Source organism: Neorhizobium sp. SHOUNA12A (assembly GCF_023006505.1).
Lineage (GTDB): Bacteria > Pseudomonadota > Alphaproteobacteria > Rhizobiales > Rhizobiaceae > Neorhizobium.
Genome location: NZ_JALBGV010000011.1, coordinates 1 through 20,570, shown reverse-complemented (window position 1 = coordinate 20,570; position 20,570 = coordinate 1). Strand labels below are relative to the sequence as shown.

General features: G+C 62.3%; 16 protein-coding genes and 1 pseudogene. 3 read left to right on the top strand and 14 right to left on the bottom strand.

The features are described from left to right. Positions 1-10: 10 nt before the first annotated feature. The 9 genes and pseudogenes from MOV63_RS32750 to MOV63_RS07635 form a co-directional block, all read right to left on the bottom strand. Positions 11-1,648, bottom strand: a pseudogene (locus tag MOV63_RS32750) (molybdopterin-dependent oxidoreductase); the annotation flags it as partial. A gap of 31 nt (positions 1,649-1,679) precedes the next feature. After that, positions 1,680-2,531: a formate/nitrite transporter family protein gene (locus MOV63_RS07670; protein WP_247033097.1), complete on the bottom strand. Its 852-nt coding sequence runs from the start codon at positions 2,529-2,531 to the stop codon at positions 1,680-1,682. Between the two features lie 48 nt (positions 2,532-2,579). Next, positions 2,580-2,915 (bottom strand): nitrite reductase small subunit NirD, encoded by a 336-nt coding sequence (gene nirD, locus MOV63_RS07665; RefSeq protein ID WP_038545923.1) that lies wholly within the window; start codon positions 2,913-2,915, stop codon positions 2,580-2,582. Between the two features lie 4 nt (positions 2,916-2,919). Further along, positions 2,920-5,370: a nitrite reductase large subunit NirB gene (nirB, locus tag MOV63_RS07660; protein ID WP_247033095.1), complete on the bottom strand. Its 2,451-nt coding sequence runs from the start codon at positions 5,368-5,370 to the stop codon at positions 2,920-2,922. Positions 5,371-5,375: 5 nt separating this feature from the next. After that, a complete protein-coding gene (locus MOV63_RS07655; protein WP_038545917.1) occupies positions 5,376-6,173 on the bottom strand; it encodes an ABC transporter ATP-binding protein in 798 nt (265 codons plus the stop codon). Between the two features lie 10 nt (positions 6,174-6,183). Further along, complete coding sequence (gene ntrB, locus MOV63_RS07650; protein ID WP_038545914.1) at positions 6,184-7,077, bottom strand: nitrate ABC transporter permease; 894 nt, start codon at positions 7,075-7,077, stop codon at positions 6,184-6,186. A gap of 62 nt (positions 7,078-7,139) precedes the next feature. Beyond that, the gene (locus MOV63_RS07645) at positions 7,140-8,453 is read right to left on the bottom strand and encodes a CmpA/NrtA family ABC transporter substrate-binding protein (protein ID WP_038545911.1); all 1,314 of its coding nucleotides are present in this window, start codon (positions 8,451-8,453) and stop codon (positions 7,140-7,142) included. Positions 8,454-8,803: 350 nt separating this feature from the next. Continuing rightward, the gene (locus MOV63_RS07640; RefSeq protein WP_247033093.1) at positions 8,804-10,081 is read right to left on the bottom strand and encodes a CmpA/NrtA family ABC transporter substrate-binding protein; all 1,278 of its coding nucleotides are present in this window, start codon (positions 10,079-10,081) and stop codon (positions 8,804-8,806) included. 37 nt (positions 10,082-10,118) lie between these two features. Next, positions 10,119-10,706 (bottom strand): ANTAR domain-containing response regulator, encoded by a 588-nt coding sequence (locus tag MOV63_RS07635; RefSeq protein ID WP_038545908.1) that lies wholly within the window; start codon positions 10,704-10,706, stop codon positions 10,119-10,121. Positions 10,707-10,857: 151 nt separating this feature from the next. On the opposite strand from MOV63_RS07635, the gene MOV63_RS07630 reads away from it, so the two are divergent. Next, complete coding sequence (locus MOV63_RS07630; RefSeq protein ID WP_247033091.1) at positions 10,858-13,299, top strand: DNA translocase FtsK; 2,442 nt, start codon at positions 10,858-10,860, stop codon at positions 13,297-13,299. A 13-nt stretch (positions 13,300-13,312) separates the two neighbouring features. Here MOV63_RS07630 and MOV63_RS07625 read toward each other — a convergent pair whose 3' ends face one another. From MOV63_RS07625 to MOV63_RS07605, 5 genes are all read right to left on the bottom strand, one after another. Next, entirely contained in the window at positions 13,313-13,642 is a 330-nt protein-coding gene (locus MOV63_RS07625) for a hypothetical protein (protein WP_247033089.1), read from the bottom strand. A gap of 29 nt (positions 13,643-13,671) precedes the next feature. Then, a complete protein-coding gene (locus tag MOV63_RS07620; RefSeq protein ID WP_247033087.1) occupies positions 13,672-14,841 on the bottom strand; it encodes a pyridoxal phosphate-dependent aminotransferase in 1,170 nt (389 codons plus the stop codon). A gap of 93 nt (positions 14,842-14,934) precedes the next feature. Next, the gene (locus MOV63_RS07615; RefSeq protein ID WP_247033086.1) at positions 14,935-15,471 is read right to left on the bottom strand and encodes a flavin reductase family protein; all 537 of its coding nucleotides are present in this window, start codon (positions 15,469-15,471) and stop codon (positions 14,935-14,937) included. Next, complete coding sequence (locus MOV63_RS07610; RefSeq protein ID WP_247033084.1) at positions 15,468-16,376, bottom strand: aldo/keto reductase family oxidoreductase; 909 nt, start codon at positions 16,374-16,376, stop codon at positions 15,468-15,470. The genes MOV63_RS07615 and MOV63_RS07610 overlap by 4 nt, the downstream gene beginning before the upstream one ends. Then, positions 16,376-17,533: an LLM class flavin-dependent oxidoreductase gene (locus MOV63_RS07605; protein ID WP_247033081.1), complete on the bottom strand. Its 1,158-nt coding sequence runs from the start codon at positions 17,531-17,533 to the stop codon at positions 16,376-16,378. The genes MOV63_RS07610 and MOV63_RS07605 overlap by 1 nt, the downstream gene beginning before the upstream one ends. A 103-nt stretch (positions 17,534-17,636) precedes the next feature. Between MOV63_RS07605 and MOV63_RS07600 the strand changes: the two genes are divergently transcribed. Continuing rightward, positions 17,637-18,341 carry a GntR family transcriptional regulator gene (locus MOV63_RS07600; RefSeq protein WP_247033080.1) on the top strand — a complete coding sequence of 235 codons (705 nt, stop codon included), beginning with the start codon at positions 17,637-17,639 and terminating at the stop codon, positions 18,339-18,341. Next, the gene (locus tag MOV63_RS07595) at positions 18,241-20,355 is read left to right on the top strand and encodes an alpha-glucosidase (RefSeq protein ID WP_309500817.1); all 2,115 of its coding nucleotides are present in this window, start codon (positions 18,241-18,243) and stop codon (positions 20,353-20,355) included. Before MOV63_RS07600 ends, MOV63_RS07595 begins: the two co-directional genes overlap by 101 nt. Positions 20,356-20,570 lie beyond the last annotated feature (215 nt).

The window sequence follows — 20,570 nt, the reverse complement described above, 5'->3', positions numbered from 1 at the left end:
CAGGCCAGAGGGGGGTATCTCCCAGCGGAGCAGGCCATTGGAACGGCGTCAGTGCATCGTATCCCTCTTCGCCGATTTCGACACACGCTCCGATATCGAAATCCCGGCTGCCCTCGTTCTCGAAGGCCGAAAGTGCGGCATGTTCGGCGAAGATTTCGGCCGCAGATTTATAATCGAAGCCGTCAGAGCCCATGCGCTTGCCGACCTCTGCCATCTGCCACCAATCGGCTTTGGCTTCACCGGGGGCGGACAGAAACCAGCGCTGGCGGGAGATGCGGCGTTCCGAATTGGTGACGGTGCCGTCCTTCTCGCCCCAGCCGACCGAAGGCAGCAGGACATGCGCGTGGCGGGCCGTATCGGTGTCCCGAAGAATGTCGGAGACCACCACGAAAGGACAGGCTTTGATGGCAGCCTCGACCGCATCGGCATCCGGCATCGACACCACCGGATTGGTGGCCATGATCCACAGCGCCTTGATCCGCCCATCGGCGACGGCGCGGAACATGTCGACGGCCTTCAGGCCCGGCTTTTCGGCAATCCTAGGCGAGGCCCAGAAACGCTGCACGCGGTCCCGATCGTCCGCGCTTTCGATCGCCATATGGGCGGCGAGCATGTTGGCGAGACCGCCGACCTCGCGGCCACCCATGGCATTCGGCTGGCCGGTCAGCGAAAACGGTCCCGTGCCCGGCCGGCCGATGCGGCCCGTCGCCAGATGGCAGTTGATGATGGCGTTGACCTTGTCCGTCCCCGACGCCGACTGGTTGACACCCTGACTATAACAGGTGACGACCTTTTCCGTCGTCTCGAACAGGTGAAAGAACTCGCGAAGCTGCATCGCGGGCAGGCCGGTTCGCTCCATCAGTTCCGTGAAGGAAAGCGTGGCCGCGGCGGCAAAGGCTTCGCCAAAACCTTGCGTATGCGCGGCGATATAGTTCTGGTCGATCACCGGGCTTTGCGCCAGGTGGGCGAGCAGGCCCATGAACAGCGCCACGTCGCCATCCGGCCGGATGCCCAGATGCAGGTCGGCAATGTCGCAGGTCATCGTCCGGCGCGGATCGATGACGACGATCTTCATGCCCGGCCGCGCGGTCTTGGCTGCTGCGAGCCGCTGATAGATCACCGGGTGACACCAGGCGAGGTTGGAGCCGGTGAGGATGACCAGATCGGCGAGTTCGATATCCTCATAGGTGCCGGGAACGGTATCGGATCCGAAAGCGCGGCGGTGGCCGGCGACGGACGAAGACATGCAAAGCCTGGAATTGGTGTCGATATTTGCCGAGCCGATGAAGCCCTTCATCAGCTTGTTGGCAACGTAATAATCTTCGGTCAGCAATTGGCCGGAGACGTAGAAGGCAACCGAATCCGGCCCGTGTTCCGCAATAGTCTTCGAGAACCTTTCGGCGACGAGATCGAGCGCCTCATCCCAATCCGTCTGCCGGCCGAGGATCTCGGGGACGAGGACACGCCCATCGAGATCGATGGTTTCGGCGAGCGCCGATCCCTTGGAACAGAGCCGGCCGAAATTGGCCGGATGCTCGGGATCGCCTTTGACCGTCACGGCGCCGTTGTCCGCCACTGTGGCGATGACGCCGCAGCCGACGCCGCAATAGGGGCAGGTCGTCCTGGTGGTGTTTCCACCCGCCTGCATTTCCGTTTCCAGAAGGCCCGCCCCCATCGGTTCACTCCGCCGGAACGCCGGCAGGATTGCCGATATGGCCAGCCGGAACGCTCTGCTTGCTCTTCTTGCGGCCGTGGGTCGAATAGAGGGTGAGGCCGACGAAGGTGAGGCCGCCGACAAGATTGCCGATGACGGTCGGGATTTCGTTCCAGATCATGTAATCCATGAACGAGAACTTGCCGCCCAGCAGCAGGCCGGAAGGGAACAGGAACATGTTCACGATGGAATGTTCGAAACCCATGTAGAAGAACAGCATGATCGGCATCCACATGCCGATGACCTTGCCGGACACCGAGGTCGACATCATCGCCGCGACGACGCCGGTCGAAACCATCCAGTTGCAGAGAACGCCGCGGACGAAGAGCGTCAGCATGCCCGCCGCGCCGTGCGCCGCATAACCGAGCGTGCGGCCTTCGCCGATATGACCGATCCTCTGGCCGACTTCGTTTGGTGCCTCGCTGAAGCCGAAGGTGAAGATGATCGCCATCATCACCGCAACAAGGAAGGCGCCGGCGAAATTGCCGACGAAGACGAGCGTCCAGTTGCGCATCACGCCGCTGGCGGTCACACCCGGCCGCTTGTCGATCAGGGCGAGCGGTGTAAGCGTGAAGACGCCCGTCAGGAGATCGAAGCCCATGAGGTAGAGAAGGCAGAAGCCGACCGGGAAGAGGATGCCACCGGCGAGAGCGTTGCCGGTCTGCACCGTGATGGTGACGGCGAAGGCGGCGGAAAGCGCAAGGATTGCGCCCGCCATGAAAGCCCGGATCAGGGTGTCGCGCGTGGACATGAAGATCTTCGCCTCGCCGGCGTCGATCATCTTCGTCACGAATTCCGTTGGTGTGACATAGGACATTTTTTTCTCGTCTCCCTAGAGCGTAGTCGTTTGAAATGGCCGCGCCGATTATTCGGCTGCGGCCAACTGTTCTTCGAGTGCCATGAAGATGTCTTCGCCGCGCAGTTCGAGCCGGATGGTCCGGACTGAGCCTTCGTCAGCGCCGAGCGCCTTGCCGGTTTCGAGCGAAATCACCCAGTTGTGCAGCGGACACGTCACCGAAGTGCCGTGCACGATGCCCTGGCTGAGCGGTCCACCCTTGTGAGGGCAATGATCTTCGATGGCGAAGACCTGGTTTTCGGCGGTGCGGAACACGCCGATCTTGCCTTGGGGCGTCTTCACGCAGCGCGCGCCGCGGAGCGGAATGTCGGTCAGCTTGCCGATTGCGATCCAGTTCATGTCCATCTCCTCACTCGGCTGCATGCGAGTAACCGACTGTCGCCATCGGCCGGAACTCGTGTTTGTCCTTGCCGGAGACACGCTCCGACCACGGGTCGACCTGGGCGAATTTCTGGGAGAAGACGAAACGCTCGTAGTAGGCCTCGCGCTTCTCCGTATCGGTCATGATCTGCCGGCGGATTTCGTCGAGGCCGATGCGCTTCGCCCATTTGTAGATGCGCTCGAGATAACGACCCTGTTCGCGGTACATCTGCGTAAGTGCGACGATGTATTCGAGCGCCTCGTCCTCGGTCTTCACCAGTCCGAGCACTTCGGTGCCCTTGATGTCGAGGCCTGCGGCGCCGGCGAAATGGATCTCGAAGCCCGAGTCCACGCAGATGACGCCGATGTCCTTGCAGGTCGCTTCCGCACAGTTGCGCGGACACCCGGAGACCGCCATTTTCAGCTTGGCCGGTGTCCAGGAGCCCCACATGAATTTCTCGATGCGGATGCCGAGGCCGGTCGAATCCTGCGTGCCGAAGCGGCACCAATCGGAGCCGACGCAGGTCTTCACCGTGCGCAGGCCCTTGGCATAGGCCTGGCCGGAGATGAAGCCGGCCTTGCCCAGATCGGCCCAGACGGCAGGCAGGTCTTCCTTCTCGATGCCGAGAAGGTCGATGCGCTGGCCGCCGGTGACCTTCACCATCGGGATCTCGAACTTGTCGACGACGTCTGCGATGGCGCGCAGTTCGTTCGAGTTGGTGACGCCGCCCCACATCCGCGGCACGACGGAATAGGTGCCGTCCTTCTGGATATTGGCGTGGACGCGTTCGTTGATGTAGCGCGACTGGTAATCGTCGGCATATTCATCCGGCCAGTCGCAGACGAGGTAATAGTTGAGCGCCGGGCGGCATTTAGCGCAGCCGCAGGAGGTCTTCCATTCCAGTTCCTGCATGACCGCGGGGATGGTCTTCAGGCCCTTCGCCTTGATCAGGCGGCGGACGTCGTCGTGGCCAAGTTCGGTGCAGGTGCACATCGGCTGCACAGCCTTAGGATTGTAGGCGTCGCCAAGCGTCAGAGCCATCAGCTGTTCGACGAGGCCGGTGCAGGTGCCGCAGGAGGCGGAAGCCTTGGTGTGGGCGCGCACGTCGTCGAGCGATGTCAGGCCCTTGGCGGTAATGGTCGAGGTGATCTTGCCCTTGCAGACGCCGTTGCAGCCGCAGATTTCCGCATCATCCGGCAAGGCTGCAACGGCCGCCATAGGGTCCAGCGGGGACCCTCCCTGGTAGGCCTGGCCGAAGATCAGCGTATCGCGCATCTCCGTGATATCGGTCGCCTTCTTCTTCAGGTCGTTGAACCAGGCGCCGTCTGAGGTCTCGCCGTAAAGAACCGTGCCGATGATGCGGTTGTCCTTCAGGACGAGGCGCTTGTAGATGCCGGCGGTAGCATCGCGCAGCACGATTTCCTGCCGATCGTCACCGTCGGCGAAGTCGCCGAGCGAATAGAGGTCGATGCCGGTGACCTTGAGTTTGGTGGGCGTGTCGGAATGCACGAAAGCCGGCTTCGTATCGCCTGCCAGATGCGATGCCGCGATGCGGGCCATTTCGTAGAGCGGTGCGACGAGACCATAGACCATGCCGCCCACTTCGGCGCATTCGCCGATGGAATAGATGTCGCCGTCAGACGTCTGCATTCCCGCATCGACGACGATGCCGCGATTGACCGCAAGGCCTGCTTGCTTGGCGAGGCCGGCGCTCGGGCGGATGCCGACGGCCATGACCACCAGCGTCGCCGGGATGATCGTGCCGTTGTCGAGTTCGACGCCCTCGACCTTGCCATTGCCGATGATCTGTTTGGTATTGGCCTTGCAGATCACCTTGATGCCGCGTTCTTCGACGGCCTTCTGCAGCAGGTAACCGGCGGCCGGATCGAGCTGGCGCTCCATCAGCGTCGGCATCACGTGCAGCACGGTCACGTCCATGCCGCGCTGGGCAAGACCGGCTGCCGCTTCGAGACCGAGCAGACCGCCGCCGATGACGATCGCCTTTTCGCGCGACTGGGCGGCGAGAAGCATGGCCTGGACGTCGTCGAGGTCGCGATAAGTGATGACGCCCGGCAGGTCCTTGCCCGGTACCGGGATGATGAACGGCACCGAGCCGGTGGCGATCACCAGCTTGTCGTAGCTTTCAGTGACGCCGTGATCGGAGGTAACGGTCTTCGCCGCCCGGTCGATCGCGACGATCTTGTGGCCCTTGTAGAGCGTGATGCCGTGGTCGATGTACCAGCCGTCGCCATGGATGACGATCTGCTCGAAGCTCTTTTCGCCGGAAAGCACCGGCGAGAGCATGATGCGGTCGTAGTTGACGCGTGGTTCGGCGTTGAAGATCGTGACGTCGTAGCGGCCGGGCGCCTGTTCGAAGAGGTGTTCCAGCATGCGTCCCGGCGCCATGCCATTGCCGATGATGATGAGTTTTTCTGTCATGGTTTTTACTCCGCGGCTTCAACGAAGCGGTGGCGTTCGTAGAGGAATTTCAGCACTGCCTCGCGGCACTTGAGATACGTACGGTCGGAAGCAAGCTCGATGCGGTTGCGCGGCCGGGGGATCGGCACGTCGAGCACCTCGCCGATCTTGGCGGCCGGGCCGTTGGTCATCATCACGATGCGGTCGGAAAGCAGTACTGCCTCGTCGACATCGTGGGTGATCATCACCATCGTGTTGCCGAGCCGCGAATGGATCTCCATGACCGCGTCCTGCAGGTGGGCACGAGTCAGCGCGTCCAGCGCGCCGAAGGGCTCGTCGAGCAGCAGGATCTTCGGTTCCATGGCGAGTGCCCGGGCAATGCCGACGCGCTGCTTCATGCCGCCCGAAATCTCGGATGGGCGCTTGTCCTTGGCATGGGCCATCTGCACGAGGTCCAGATTGGCCATGACCCATTCGTGCCGTTCGGTCCGGCTCTTGGTGCGGCCGAAGACCTTTGAGACGGCGAGGTTGACGTTTTCGTAGACCGTCAGCCAGGGCAGCAGCGAATGGTTCTGGAAAACGACGGCGCGTTCCGGCCCCGGTGCGTTGACCTCACGATTTTCGAGCAGGACAGCACCTGCCGAGACGGGCGTCAGACCGGCGATGAGGTTGAGGAGCGTGGACTTGCCGCAGCCGGAATGGCCGATGATCGAAACGAACTCGGCCTTGGAGATCGTCAGGTTGATATCCTTCAGAACTTCGGCACGATTGCCGCCGCGGTCAAAATGTTTGTCGATATGGTCGAGCTTCAGATAGGCGTTCATGGTCCGCTCCTCAGTTTGCCGAAGCGCCGCGGGTGATGATCTTGCCGAGCGCGGAAACCAGCTTGTCGAGGGCGAAGCCGACGACGCCGATATAGGCCAGCGCGACGATGATGTCGGGCAGGCGCGAAGAGTTCCACGCATCCCAGATGAAGAAGCCGATGCCGACGCCGCCGGTCAGCATCTCGGCGGCGACGATCGCCAGCCACGAGAGGCCGATTCCGATCCTGAGGCCGGTGAAGATGTACGGGGCGGCCGACGGCAGCATGATCTTGAAGAAGAATTCGATCTGGTTCAGCCGCAGCACCTGCGCGACGTTGCGATAATCCTGCGGGATGTTGCGCACGCCGACGGCGGTGTTGATGATGACAGGCCAGATCGAGGTGATGAAGATCACGAAGATCGCAGAGGGGTTCGAGTCCTGGAAGGCGGCGAGCGACAGCGGCAGCCAGGCGAGTGGCGGCACGGTGCGCAGCACCTGGAAGATCGGGTCGAGCCCGCGCATCGCCCAGACGGATTGGCCGATGATCGCGCCGATCAACACCCCGGCTACAGACGCAAGACCGAAGCCATAGGCGACGCGCTGCAGCGACACGAGGACGCGCAGCCCCAGGCCGATATCCTGCGAACCGTTGTAGAAGAATGGCGAGACGATCAGGTCATAGCTTTGCTGCCAAACGACATGCGGCGAAGGAAGCGAGGCATTCGGCGCCGAACAGAGGACTTGCCAGACGAGCAGGATCAGCGCCAGCACGATAACCGGCGGCACGACGTTGCGCAGTGTCGTCATGCCGATCTGCTTGAAATCGATCCTCGATACGGGCTTGCCGGAAAAGGGGACGATAGTTGCTGCCGGCTTTGCGGTGGCGACTGCGGAAACATTTTCTTTTTTTGCCAGGGCGGACATCTGCGCGCTCCTTAGAAAGGGAAAAGGCCGGCGCGTGCGTCCACGCGCCGGAGGTGGGGAAATCAGGACGCGGCCTTGATGGAAAGGCTGTCGAGATAGGCCGAGGGGTTTTCCGGATCGAAGACCTTGCCGTCGAAGAAGGTTTCCTTGCCGCGCGAGGAGGAAGCCGGGATGTCGGCTGCCGCGACACCGAGATCCTTGGCGGCATCGCGCCAGATGTCCTCGCGGTTCACCTGGTTGACCAGCGCCTTGATGTCGGTATTGCCCGGAAGGTAACCCCAGCGGATGTTCTCGGCCATGAACCAGGTGTCATGGCTCTTGAACGGATAGGACGCGCCGTCCTTCCAGAACTTCATGTACAGGTCGGTGCCCGGAACCATGCGGCCGTTGCCGTAGTTGATATCGCCCTTCAGGCGTCCGAGGACGTCCTTCGGCGGCACGTTGAACCACTGGCGGCGTCCGAGGATCTCGGCCATCTCCGCCTTGTTGTCCATGCTTTCGCACCATTGCTGGGCCTCCATGACAGCCATCAGCAGAGCCTTGGCGGCGTTCGGATTCTTCTCGATCCAGTCGGCGCGCAGGCCGAGCGCCTTTTCCGGATGGCCCTTCCAGAGTTCGCCGGTGGTGGCGGCGGTGAAGCCGATGCCCTGGTTGACGAGCTGCTCGTTCCAGGGTTCGCCGACACAGAAGACGTCCATGTTGCCGACCTTCATATTCGCCACCATCTGCGGCGGCGGCACGACGATGGTCGAGACGTCCTTGTTGGGGTCGATGCCGCCGGCGGCGAGCCAGTAGCGGATCCAGAGGTCATGGGTGCCGCCCGGGAAGGTCATGGCGGCCTTGATCTCCTTGCCCTCCGCCTTCTTCTTCTCAAACGCCGCCTTCAGCTTGGAGGCATCGAGCTGCACGCCGGTCTCGGCATATTCCTTGGCGACCGAAATGCCCTGGCTGTCGAGGTTGAGGCGGGCGAGAATCGCCATCGGCACCGGCTTGTTGTTCTGGGTCACCTTGCCGGTGTGCATCAGGTAGGGGAGCGGCGAGAGGATATGGGCGCCGTCGATGCCGTTGGCGGCACCGCCAAGCACGAGGTTGTCGCGGGTCGCACCCCAGGAAGCCTGCTTGGCGACGTCGACATCGGGGAGGCCGTGCTTGTCGAAGAAACCCTTTTCCTTGGCGATGACCAGCGGGGCGGCGTCGGTGAGCGCGATGTAGCCGAGCTTGATGCCTTTGACTTCCGGGCCGGCCCCGGCTGCGAAGGCGCCGGACGGGAATGCGGTCTTGACGGCGCCGACGAGGGCGACAGTGGCTGTGGTCTTGATCAGGCTGCGGCGGGTGATGCCGCTCGTCAAAATCCCAGTCTTCGAAATCTTGGTCATGCGCAGGTTCCCTCTGCTGGTTCTTAGGAATTCAGGCACAAAAAAACGCCGCTTGGAGATTGCGCCTGCGGAAACTGGGAGGAGTTTCCGGGCAGCAAAAACCTTGCGACGTCGATGTCTCTGGAAGCGCTTATCGCGCGCTTATCTGCTCCAATCGCCATTGACTGGGGCGATTATGAAGAAGCAAGCGGCGTGCCAAGTCCAATGTAATCTTCTAGGCCGTTGAAAATGAAATGAATTTCTTCTATGAAACTTTTGGCTTAAATTGTCGGCAATCTGTGCGACTGCAATATTTTTGTGCGGTTGCTAAATTGAATGCGCGCAATTGCTGTGCAGCACATCTCGGAAGATCAGACCTCGTCGCGGTCGGCGGGGATTGCGAGAGAGCTGCTGACGGCGAAATTTTCGACATAGGTCGAAACCTCGGAAGGGTCGAAGACATGGCCGTCCATAAAGCGGTCGCCGTCGCGATCGCCTTCGACGCCGATGTCGGGTTGCGTCGGCCCGATGCCGAGCGCGGTCCGATAGAGATCGGGACGATAGGCCGCCGCCGCGGCGGCCAAACCGTCCTCGCTGAACTCTACCTGGCCCCAGCGGATCATCTGGCTGTAGAGCCACAATGCGTGGCTTGGCCGCGGGTAGTTCGCAAAGCCGCGATGGAAGGTGAAATAGTCGGCGATGACGCGCCGGTTGCCCTTGGCGTCGAGGCTGAATTCGCCGGACAATACGTGACGGATGATATTGACCGGGGCGCCGATGAAGCGGGGGCCGGCCAGGACTTCCGCCAGCGCATCATGGTTCTCCGCCTTGTCGCACCAGCGGGCTGCGGCATCGAGCGCCACGATCAGGCGGGAAACGGTTTCGGGATGGCTTTCGGCCCATTGCGGCCGCATGGCGATCACCTTTTCCGGCGCCGACGGCCAGATGTCCTGCTTGGCGGCGACGATGCGGCCGACACCGCGTTCGGAGGCGACCATGTTCCAAGGCGCGCCGACACAGAAACCGTCGATAGCGCCGGCTGCCAGCGCATCCGATGTCAGCGGTGGCGGAACGACGACAAGCTTGACGTCACGGTCCGGATCGATGCCGCCGGCGGCGAGCCAGTAGCGGAATTCATAATTGTGCGAAGAGAACGGATAGGTCATGCCGAGCGTCGGCAGGGTCTCGGCATTGGCCTTCATGCTGCGGATCACGGTTGCCAGAGCCTGGGCATTTTCCAGCGCTCCCGCAGTCTCGGAAAGACCGGCCGTCTCGCGCATCCGGTCGAAGAGGCGGGTCGAGAGCGTGATGGCATTGCCGCCGCGGCCGAGCGAAAACGGCGTGATGGTCGGCGAGGGGTTGGAGCCGAGGCCGAGCATCGAGGCGACGGGCATCGGCGACAGCATGTGGGCGATGTCGAACTGGCGGAAGGCGAGGCGGTCGCGGACATTGGCCCAGGAAACGTCCTTGACCAGATCGAGCGTCAGTCCTTCCTTCGCGGCAAAGCCGAATTCGGCGGCGGCGATCAGCACGGATGCATCCACCAGCGGAATAAAGCCGGCTCGCAGGACTTTGGGCCCTTCACCGTCGGCGCGGGCAGGGGCGCCGAGATTGCTTCCGGATCGGTCGGTCTTGGTCATCATGTTCACTCCGGCTTTCTCCCGGACATTTCGGTACTCGACATCATCACATCAACAAGCCCGCGGCAGTCACAACGCTCTGGGCGATATCCGATATCTTCTTCTTTTCGTTCATCGCCGTCTGGCGCAGCAGAGCGAAGGCATCCTCTTCGGAAAGGCCGCGCATCTTCATGAGGATACCCTTGGCGCGTTCGATCACCTTGCGTTCCTCGAGCGCCGACTTCGCCTCCGCGAGTTCCCGCTGAAGCCGGCTGAAGGCGTTGAAGCGGCTGACCGCCATGTCGAGGATCGCCTTGACGCGTTCCTTCTTCAACCCGTCGACCACATAGGCCGAGACGCCCGCATCCATCGCCGCCTCGATCAGGGCCGTATCGGAACGGTCGACGAACATGGCGATCGGCCGGCTGACGGTGCGGGTGAGCTGGAACAGATGCTCCATCATGTCACGGTTGGGGTTCTCGATATCGATGACGATAACGTCCGGCTTCAACGTTTCGATGATGCGCGCGACGCCCTGGACCTCGTGAATGACCGTGACTTTGCTATGCCCAGCCTCCCGCAGCCCTTCCTCGATGATGGAAGCGCGGATGGCATTTTCATCGATAACCAGAATGGTGAGATCGGGTGCCGGCATCCTTATAGGAATGACGCAGCGCAGCAATCTTGGCAAGCCTGCTAATCCGCTAATCAAATCGTGCCATCATCCATCGCGTGGAAAGAACCGGTTAACCTTTATTTTCTACTTCCTGTGAGAATGTGCCGTTCCCGTATCTCGTCTGGTTGTCATGCAGTTCTCACGCAATAATCATCCCCAGAGTTCTGACCTCCCTAACGCCGAAGACGATGCCGTCGACGCGGCGCAGCAGCCTCGTCCCGCGCAGAGCCTTGCGGATTTCAATCAACCGGTTCTGGAGCAGGCGCCTTGGCAGGCGGCTTTCCGACTGGCGCCGAATGTGCGGTTCACCCGCACGCCCGAAAGTGTGCTCACCCGCAAGGCGAATGCCGGACAGGCTCCCGAAGGGCCGGTCAATATGCCTGTTGCCGAAGAGATCGAAGTGATTCCGTCCGAAGTGTTCCTGACAGCTGCCACTCATGATTCGCCGGTAACCTATCAGCCGTCCGCCGCCCCCCTCGAACAGATCGCAGGCCTGCAGCAGCTTGCCGCGACGATGCGTTATCACGTGCCGGAAACGCATTCGGTGATCGTAACGCGGCCCGAACCGGTTCAGAAGGCGACACCTCTCGTGGCGCCGCGCCAGGACATCGCGATCTCCGATTTCGCCTTCTGGGACGCGATGCCGTTCGAGCTCGAAGGGCCAAATGTCGTTGAGGACGAAGCCCGACCGGTCGAATCGCAGGTGTTGCCGATCGTCGTGGCGCAACCCGGCGCCCCGGTCACGGATCTCTATCGCGAAGTGCCGCGCAGGACGGCAGCCAGGACCGTGGTCGTCGCGCCGTCTCCGAGACCGGAGCCGGTCAAGGCACCCGAACCGGTTCAGGCCGCTCCGCAACGCGTGGCGAAAACCAAGACACCGGTCGTCGTCGCACCCGTGCCTGCCCCTGTCGCGCAGCAGGTACCCGTACCCGCGCCGGTCATGGCCGCGGAGCCTGTTGCCCTGCAACCGGCTCCCGTCCAACCCGAAATCGCACGTCCGCGGACCGTGCGGCCGGCGGAAGCGGAATACGAATTCCCGCCGATCTCACTGCTCCAGGAACCGCAGGGCGAGCGTGGCCAGGCCATGCAGCCGGATGCGCTGCAGCAGAGCGCCGGCCTGCTCGAAAGCATCCTCGAGGATTTCGGCATCCGCGGTGAGATCATCGATGTGCGGCCGGGTCCGGTCGTGACGCTTTACGAATTCGAGCCGGCGCCCGGCGTCAAATCCTCCCGTGTCATCGGCCTTGCGGACGATATCGCCCGGTCGATGTCGGCGCTGTCGGCCCGCGTCGCCGTAGTACCCGGCCGCAACGTCATCGGCATCGAACTGCCGAACGCGACGCGCGAAACCGTCTATTTTCGCGAACTGATCGAGTGCGAGGACTATTGGGAGACCAAGCACAGGCTGGCGCTCTGCCTCGGCAAGACGATCGGCGGCGAACCTGTTATCGCCGAGCTCGCCAAGATGCCGCATCTGCTTGTCGCCGGCACCACCGGCTCGGGCAAATCGGTCGCCATCAATACGATGATCCTGTCGCTTCTCTACCGGCTTCGGCCGGAGGAGTGCCGGCTGATCATGATCGATCCGAAGATGCTGGAGCTTTCCGTCTATGACGGCATCCCGCACCTGCTGACTCCTGTCGTGACCGATCCCAAGAAGGCCGTCCTGGCGCTGAAATGGGCGGTCCGCGAGATGGAGGATCGCTACAAGAAGATGTCGCGCCTGGCCGTACGCAATATCGACGGCTACAATCAGCGTGCCGCAAGCGCCCGCGAAAAAGGCGAGGTCATCTCCGTCAGCGTCCAGGCGGGCTTCGACCGGCAGACGGGCGAAATCCTCTACGAAGAGCAGGAGATGGATCTCTCCCCCATGCCCTATATCGTCGTCATCGTCGACGAGATGGCCGACCTGATGATGGTCGCCGGCAAGGATATCGAAGGTGCGATCCAGCGACTGGCGCAGATGGCACGTGCCGCCGGCATCCACCTGATCATGGCGACCCAGCGTCCCTCGGTCGATGTCATCACCGGCACGATCAAGGCCAATTTCCCGACCCGCATCTCCTTCCAGGTGACGTCGAAGATCGACAGCCGCACCATTCTCGGCGAGCAGGGTGCCGAACATCTGCTCGGCCAGGGCGACATGCTGCATATGGCGGGTGGCGGGCGGATTTCCCGCGTCCACGGCCCGTTCGTCTCGGATGCCGAAGTCGAACTGGTGGTCCGCCACCTGAAGACCCAAGGCCGGCCGGATTATCTCGGCACGGTTACCGAGGATGAAGACGCCGAGGAAGACGAGGACGTTTCGAGCCAGGAAGCCGTGTTCGACAAGAGCGCGATGGGAGGAGACGACAGCGACGAACTGTACGACAAGGCCGTCAAGGTGGTCATGAAGGACCGCAAGTGCTCGACCTCCTATATCCAGCGCCGCCTCTCGGTCGGCTACAATCGCGCGGCATCGCTGGTCGAGCGCATGGAGCAGGAAGGCCTGGTCGGCCCCGCCAACCATGTCGGCAAACGAGAGATCATTGCCGGCGGACGTTCCGCCGCAGCCGAGGATTTCGGGGACTGATCGCCGGCAGCCCTTACCGCTGGCGGCAGATGAAGGGCAGGAAACTGCTCGCGGTGCCGAAATTCATCGCCGCCATGGTCAGCGCATTGGCGAGCTCGATCTCCTTGGGCGAGCGCGGGCAGACGTCCGCACCGCTCGAACAGCCATCGGCGATGAACTTTTCGTTGCCTTTGATGAACTCGGCGCTAACGCCCTCGAGCCCAATGAAATCCTTGGCCCGGTTCCAGGCGCGCTCGTAGCGGACGCATTTTTCCTTGGCCCAGGCTTCGACTTCAGCATCCTCGGCACGGGCGGGACCGAAGCTCGCCAGAGTGACGACAAGGATCAATAGAATTCTAGTCATGTGGCACCCGGATCGATGGCTCCGGCGGATTACCGGCTGCGGATATAATCGCTGAGCCGGTTCGCGGCATCCTCGACCTGCAACGGATCGCGCAGGAAACAGGCCCGCATGAAACCCTGGCCGCCTGGGCCGAAGGCGGTTCCCGGGGCAAGGCCGACACCGGTCTTGTCGACGATCCTGAAGGCTTCCTCGCGGCTGTCGGTGACGCCGTCGATCTTCAGGAAGGCATAAAGTGCGCCCGCCGGTTTCAGCGTTTCCACCCGGTTGGTGGCGATCAGCGCGTCGCAGAGGATGTCGCGGGATTTTCGCGCCCGCTCGATATTGGTGCGGACGAATTCGTCGCCCTGCTCAAGTGCGGCAATCGCGCCCTTCTGCATGAACTGGGCGACGCCCGAGGTCGAATACTGGATGAGGTTGGTCAGCGTCTGGCCGATTTCAGCGGGCGCGACCATCCAGCCGATCCGCCAGCCGGTCATGCACCAGTTCTTCGAGAAGGAATTGGCGAAGATGATCCGGTCTTCCGGCTCCATGACGTCCATGAAAGACGGCGCGCGGGCGCCTTCGAAATAATAGAGGCCGTAGATCTCGTCGGCGACGATCCACAGGCCATGCTTGCGGGCGAGTTCAAGGACGGCCTTGAGGTCGTCTTGCGTCGCGGTCCAGCCGGTCGGGTTGGAGGGCGAGTTGATGAAGAGGGCGCTGGTCTTCGGGGTGATCGCCGCCTTCAGCCGGTCGATATCGAGCGCCCAGCGACCGTCGGTAAAGTCGAGTTCGACGGTCACCGGCTTGGCTTCCGAAACACCGATGGCGTTGACGACATTCGGCCAGGCAGGAGAGAGGTAAACGATCTCGTTGCCGGCGGAGGCCACCGTCTGGATGGCGAGCACGATCGACTGCATGCCGGAGCCGGTGACATAGATGTTGTCGACCGACAGGTCCCGTCCATAGTGCCGCTGGTAATAACGTACGATCGACTCGCGGAGCGCCGGGATGCCCTGCGTCCAGGTGTAGAAGGTCTCACCGGCGAGCAGGGCTTCGCTGGCGGCGCGGGTAATGAAATCGGGCGTCGGCAGATCGCCTTCGCCGATCCAGAGTGGCATCAGGTTTTCGCGGCCTCGGGCATAGGTGACGATTTCGCCAATGCCGCTGCGGGGCGCTGCTGCGGCGCGGGCGCTGATCTCCGGTCTGATGATTGTCATGAATTGCCCTGTCGGTCCTGGCTGGTTTGTCGCAAAACTGACTTGGCCCAACCGCGCCCGCGGGTCAATATTTCCCGTGTCGGATTTTATTGTTTACTGGCTGGTGGTGCTTGCGAAACGGCCGAAAGTGCCGCGCGAAAAACACAGCGGATCGCCTTCGCGGTGGGCTGCGCGCAGCACGCGGCCGAGGATCAGCGTATGATCGCCGGCATCGTGCATCGAGGACAGCTCGCATTCGAAACGGGCGAGCGTGCCGGGTATGACCGGCACGCCTTCACGGTTCAGGTTCCAGCAAAGCTCCTCAAAGCCGAGACCGCCGCGGGTGAACCGGGCGCTGAGCAGATCCTGTTCGGCGCTGAGCACATGGATGGCGAAATGGTTCGCCGCCGTGAAGGCGCCATGACGAGACGAGCTCTTTGCCGGCGACCAGAGAACCAGCGGCGGATCGAGCGACACCGAGGTGAAGCTGTTGACCGTCATGCCGATCGGACCATCCGGCGTTGTTGCCGTCACCACAGTCACACCGGTCGTGAACGCCCCGAGCGCGTTGCGATAATGCCGCGCGGTCGACGCATCCGGAATGAAGATCTGTTCGCTGGATATGCTTGCGGTGTCGGCAGTGATCATCATGGCACCTGCTTTCCGATTGCGGCTGTGTAGAGTTCGAACCAGGTCTGACGGTCGATCGTCACCTTGGTGGCGTCCGCGCTCGTCGCGATGCGGGCGATATTGTTGGTTCCGATGATCGGAAGAATGTTTGCCGGGTGATGCAGCAGCCAGGCGAGCGCCACAGCCGACGCATCGACGCCTTGCTCTGCCGCCACCCGTTCCAGCACGGCCATCAAAGGCTGGTGTTCGGGTTTGAAAATGCCGCCGCGGGCGAGCGGTGACCAGGCCATCGGCGCGATATTGCGCTCCTGCAGATAGGCAAGATCGCCATTGGTGAATACCTCGGCAGCGAGGAGGCTGATCTCGATCTGGTTGGTGACGAGTTCGGCTTCCATGGAGGATTGCAGCAGCGAGAAGTCCCAGGGGCGGAAATTCGAGACGCCGACGGCACGCACCTTGCCGGATACGACCAGTGCATCGAGCGCCGGGCCGGTTTCGTCCGGATCCATCAACGGGTCGGGCCGGTGGATCAGCAGCAGATCGATATAGTCCGTCGCCATGTCACGTAGCGAGGCCTCGACCGAGGCGGTGATATGGGCAGCGCTCGTATCGTAGTGCTTGCCGCGGACGGCGGAGTGGCGGCCAGCCGGCGCGACGATGCCGCATTTGGTGACGATCTCGATTTTGTCGCGCAGCGAAGGCGAGGCCTTCAGCGCCCCGCCCAAAATCGCTTCCGCCGTATAGCCGCCATAGATATCGGCCTGGTCCATGGTGGTGATGCCCTGCGCCAGGCAGGCTTCGATCTTCGCCTGAACATGTTTCGGCGAGGTATCAGCATCGTCGCCGATCCGCCACATGCCATAAACGAGGCGGCTGAGCTGGAGATCGGGCGAAAGTTGAATGCGGTCTAGGTGATGAGGGGCCATCAGTGTCGTCTCCCGTTGCCGAGCGGCGTTGGGGGTGTCTCGGCCGGCACGCGGCCATAGGCATGCGGCAGCGAACAGGTCTTGAGCTCGGGCAAGACTTTCTGGCCGAAATGTTCCGCCTCGTCGAGATGCGGGTAGCCCGAAAAGATGAAGGCCCGGATGCCCATCTTTTTATACGCCTCGATTTCCGAAAGCACCTGGTCGGCGGAGCCGACAAGTGCCGCGCCGCAGCCGGAGCGAGCCCGACCGATGCCGGTCCAGAGGTGAGGTTCGACGTAGCCGAACTTGTCGGCGAGTTCGCGGGCCTTCGCCTGATGCGAAACGCCGAGCGAGGTGCTGTCATGGGCGCGGCTGCGGATCAACTGGCCGTATTCGTCGTCCAGCTTGGAGACGAGGTGTTCCGCGTATTCGCGGGCCTCCTTCTCTGTGTCGCGAACGATCATGTGGACGCGCAGGCCGTAGTCCAGCGTCCGGCCATGGGCCGAGGCGCGGGCATGGACCGCCTTCATGCGTTCGACCAACTGGTCCCTGGTTTCCGGCCACATCAGGTAGACGTCGCACTGGGCGCCGCAGAGCTCTAGCGCATCCGGCGAATAGCCGCCGAAATAGAGAAGCGGGCCGCCGTTCTGCTGGTAGGGGCGGGCGGGCTCGGTGGTGATACCCTTGAAATTGTAGACCTCGCCCTCGTGGTCGATCGTGTCGCGGGTCCAGGCCTGGCGGAGGATTTGCACGACCTCGTGGCTGCGGCGATAACGGAAGGCGCTGTCGGCGACTTCGCCGGGGAAATCGGAGCTGATGACGTTGAGCGTCAGCCGGCCCTTCAGCATGTGGTCGAGCGTGGCGACCGTGCGGGCAAGCATGATCGGCTGCATCTCACCGCAACGGATGGCAGCCAGCAGATTGATCCGGTTCGTGATTTGCGAGGCGGCTGCGGCGAAGCTCAGCGTGTCCTGGCCGACCTGGTAAGACGAAGGGCAGAGGATGTTGCGGAAACCGAGCGTCTCGGCGCGCTGGACGATGTCGGAGCAATGTTCCCAGCTGGACTTCAACGCGTCATCCGGGACGCCGAGATAGGCGTAGTCGTCTGAGCACAGAGCGGCGAACCACGATACCTCGGCGGCATCGAGATCCTGTGATGTTATGGGCACGACGGTCATCAAAATTCTCCTCGACTCCTGGGACTTGAATATCATCCGCGTTCGTGTAAATCAATAGTGTATCAATTTCGATGCGTCATTCCTCGGGGAGGGGGAGCGGCTTATGGACAGTTATCCGGGCAGCCTGCCGATCTATCTGCAAATCGCCGAACTTCTGGTTCGCGATATCGCGGCCGGCCGGCTTGTCGACGGGGAGAAGCTGGCGCCGGAGCGCGACATGGCGGTGCAGCTCGGCATTGCGGTCGGCACGCTGCGCAAGGCGCTGGCGGAACTGCAGAACCGCGGGCTGCTGGAACGGGTGCAGGGGTCCGGAAACTATGTCCGGGCGATCAGTGATCCGAAGAGCGTTTATGCGATGTTCCGGCTGGAACTGATCCAGGGCGGCGGTCTGCCGACCGCGGAATTGCTCGATGTGATGCGGCTCGACAAACCCAAGGACCTGCCGAGGTTCGGCTTTTCGCCGGAGGGCCATCGCATCCGCCGCATTCGTCGGCTGTCTGGCAAGGTGGCGGCGCTCGAGGAGATCTGGCTCGACGGTTCCTATGTGGCGGCGATCACCCCGGAAGACCTGTCGGAATCCCTCTACCTCTTCTACCGCACGCGGCTGGGTCTTTGGATCGTCAGGGCGGAAGACAAGATCGACCTCGGCACCGTGCCCGACTGGGCGCCGCCGGCCTTCGGCCAGAAGCCGGGTGCGCCGATCCCCCATGTGCTCCGGACGAGCCAGGCACAGGATGGCGCACTGGCCGAGGTTTCCCGCACATGGTTCGACCATTCCGTGGCGCGATACGTATCGCGGCTGCGGTAGACAACAATCGAGTACCGACAAGATGAAATTCGAAACGACACAAGACGGTTTTTCCATATCGCTGAATGGCCGCAGCATCCTGCGGCACAGCGCTGCCTCGCCCTGCATATTCGTCGGCCATGGGCAGGAGCGGATGGACATGTACCGCGGCAATTTCGAGGTCGAGGATTACATCGTCGAGCGCAGCGCATTGCGCCACGCGGATATCGACGGCAACACGATCAACCTTTCTGAGGCCGAGGGCCGGGCGCCGCGCCTGGAACTGACCGTCTCGGAAACGGCCGTGCATTTCCGGTCATTGGACGAAACGATCAACCGCTTCTGGATCCGAATTCATGCGGACAACGACGAGCATGTCTGGGGCGGCGGCGAGCAGATGTCCTATTTCGACATGCGCGGACGCCGCTTTCCGCTGTGGACCTCGGAGCCCGGCGTTGGTCGCGACAAGACGAGTGAGATCACCTTCAAGTCAGACCTGAAGGACAAGGCGGGCGGCGACTATTACAACACCAACTACCCGCAGCCGACCTACATTTCTTCGGCGCGCTATGCGCTGCATGTGGAGACGGCCGCCTATTCCGTCTTCGATTTCCGGCGCAAGACCTTTCACGAGATCGAAACCTGGGCGGTGCCGGAGCGGATCGAGCTGTTTGCCGCACCGAATTTCGTCGAGCTGGTCGAGGCCCTGTCGCTGCGGTTCGGGCGGCAGCCGGAACTGCCGGACTGGGTCTACAAAGGCGCGATCATTGGCCTCAAGGACGGCGTCAATTCCTTCGAGCGGCTGGAAAAGATGCGCAATGCCGGCGTGCAGGTCTCCGGTCTCTGGTGCGAGGATTGGGTCGGGCTTCGCCAGACCTCGTTCGGATCGCGGTTGTTCTGGGATTGGCAGGCGAACGATCAGCGTTATCCGGGTCTGCACGAGCGGATCGCCGAACTGAACGGCGAAGGCATCCGTTTCCTCGGTTACGTCAATCCCTATCTCTGCGTCGACGGTTCGCTGTTTCCGGAAGCGGAAGCCGCGGGTTATTTCGCCAAGGACCCGCTCGGCCGCACGGCGATCGTCGATTTCGGCGAGTTCGATTGCGGCGTCGTCGATTTCACCAACCGGCAAGCGGCCGATTGGTTCGCCGAGGAGGTCATCGGCCGCCGTATGCTGGATTTCGGGCTGACCGGCTGGATGGCCGATTTCGGCGAATACCTGCCGATCGATGTGGAACTTGCGAACGGCATCGATGCCAAGCTGATGCACAATGCCTGGCCGACTCTCTGGGCCGAAGTCAACGCCAAGGCGATCGCCAGCCGCGGCAAGACGGGCGAGGCGCTGTTCTTCATGCGGGCCGGCTTTACCGGCGTGCAGAAACATTGCCCGCTGCTGTGGGGTGGCGACCAGTCGGTGGACTTCTCGCGCCATGACGGGCTCGTCACGGTGATGTGCGCAGCCCTCTCGTCTGGCCTGCTCGGAAACGCCTATCATCATTCCGATATCGGCGGTTATACGAGCCTGTTCGGCAATGTCCGCACCCCGGAACTGCTGATGCGCTGGGCCGAGATGGCGGCCTTCACACCGGTCATGCGCAGCCACGAGGGCAACCGTCCGCGCGACAATATCCAGATCGACCAGGACCCGGAAGTGCTGGAGCATTTCGCCCGGATGACGCGGATCTACGTGCACCTGACGCCGTACCTGAAGACGCTGTCCAAGGAAGCCGCCGCCCGTGGCCTGCCGGTGCAGCGGCCGCTCTTTCTGCATTACGAGCATGACCCGAAGACCTACGCCATTCAGGATGCCTATCTTTACGGCCCGGAACTGCTGGTGGCACCGGTCTGGCATGCGGCGCAGGATGTGCGGAACGTTTATCTGCCGGAAGGGGCGAGGTGGGTGCATGTATGGAGCGGCGTCGAATATGCAGGCGGGGAAGAGGTGACGGTTGCGTCGCCGATCGGTTGTCCGCCGGTCTTTTATCGGACGGATGCGGCTTTTGCGGAGATGTTTGCGGCGTTGAGGGAAATGTGAGGCGCTGCGGTAAATTCCCAATCTCCCCCTTTGTGGGAGATGTCACCGGAGGTGACAGAGGGCGGCGGTGCAGCGAACTCAACTGCAGAAGAGTGCCCGCAGCACCCCCCTTGTAACTTCCCTTTATCCGCTTTTGGCGATTTACTGCCAGATGCGGTGGCGGATGGGAGACCGAACCTCCCTTGGGACATCAAGCCCGTGGCAGAGCCTGGGTC

Coding starts and splice junctions, on each gene's coding strand:
- nirD (WP_038545923.1), bottom strand. CDS start 2,915: ATGGACATGAACTGGATCGCAATCGGCAAGCTGACCGACATTCCGCTC.
- MOV63_RS07645 (WP_038545911.1), bottom strand. CDS start 8,453: ATGACCAAGATTTCGAAGACTGGGATTTTGACGAGCGGCATCACCCGC.
- MOV63_RS07635 (WP_038545908.1), bottom strand. CDS start 10,706: ATGCCGGCACCCGATCTCACCATTCTGGTTATCGATGAAAATGCCATC.
- MOV63_RS07595 (WP_309500817.1), top strand. CDS start 18,241: ATGTGCTCCGGACGAGCCAGGCACAGGATGGCGCACTGGCCGAGGTTT.
- MOV63_RS07655 (WP_038545917.1), bottom strand. CDS start 6,173: ATGAACGCCTATCTGAAGCTCGACCATATCGACAAACATTTTGACCGC.
- MOV63_RS07620 (WP_247033087.1), bottom strand. CDS start 14,841: ATGACAATCATCAGACCGGAGATCAGCGCCCGCGCCGCAGCAGCGCCC.
- MOV63_RS07615 (WP_247033086.1), bottom strand. CDS start 15,471: ATGATGATCACTGCCGACACCGCAAGCATATCCAGCGAACAGATCTTC.
- MOV63_RS07630 (WP_247033091.1), top strand. CDS start 10,858: ATGCAGTTCTCACGCAATAATCATCCCCAGAGTTCTGACCTCCCTAAC.
- ntrB (WP_038545914.1), bottom strand. CDS start 7,077: ATGTCCGCCCTGGCAAAAAAAGAAAATGTTTCCGCAGTCGCCACCGCA.
- MOV63_RS07610 (WP_247033084.1), bottom strand. CDS start 16,376: ATGGCCCCTCATCACCTAGACCGCATTCAACTTTCGCCCGATCTCCAG.
- MOV63_RS07670 (WP_247033097.1), bottom strand. CDS start 2,531: ATGTCCTATGTCACACCAACGGAATTCGTGACGAAGATGATCGACGCC.
- MOV63_RS07605 (WP_247033081.1), bottom strand. CDS start 17,533: ATGACCGTCGTGCCCATAACATCACAGGATCTCGATGCCGCCGAGGTA.
- MOV63_RS07625 (WP_247033089.1), bottom strand. CDS start 13,642: ATGACTAGAATTCTATTGATCCTTGTCGTCACTCTGGCGAGCTTCGGT.
- nirB (WP_247033095.1), bottom strand. CDS start 5,370: ATGACAGAAAAACTCATCATCATCGGCAATGGCATGGCGCCGGGACGC.
- MOV63_RS07600 (WP_247033080.1), top strand. CDS start 17,637: ATGGACAGTTATCCGGGCAGCCTGCCGATCTATCTGCAAATCGCCGAA.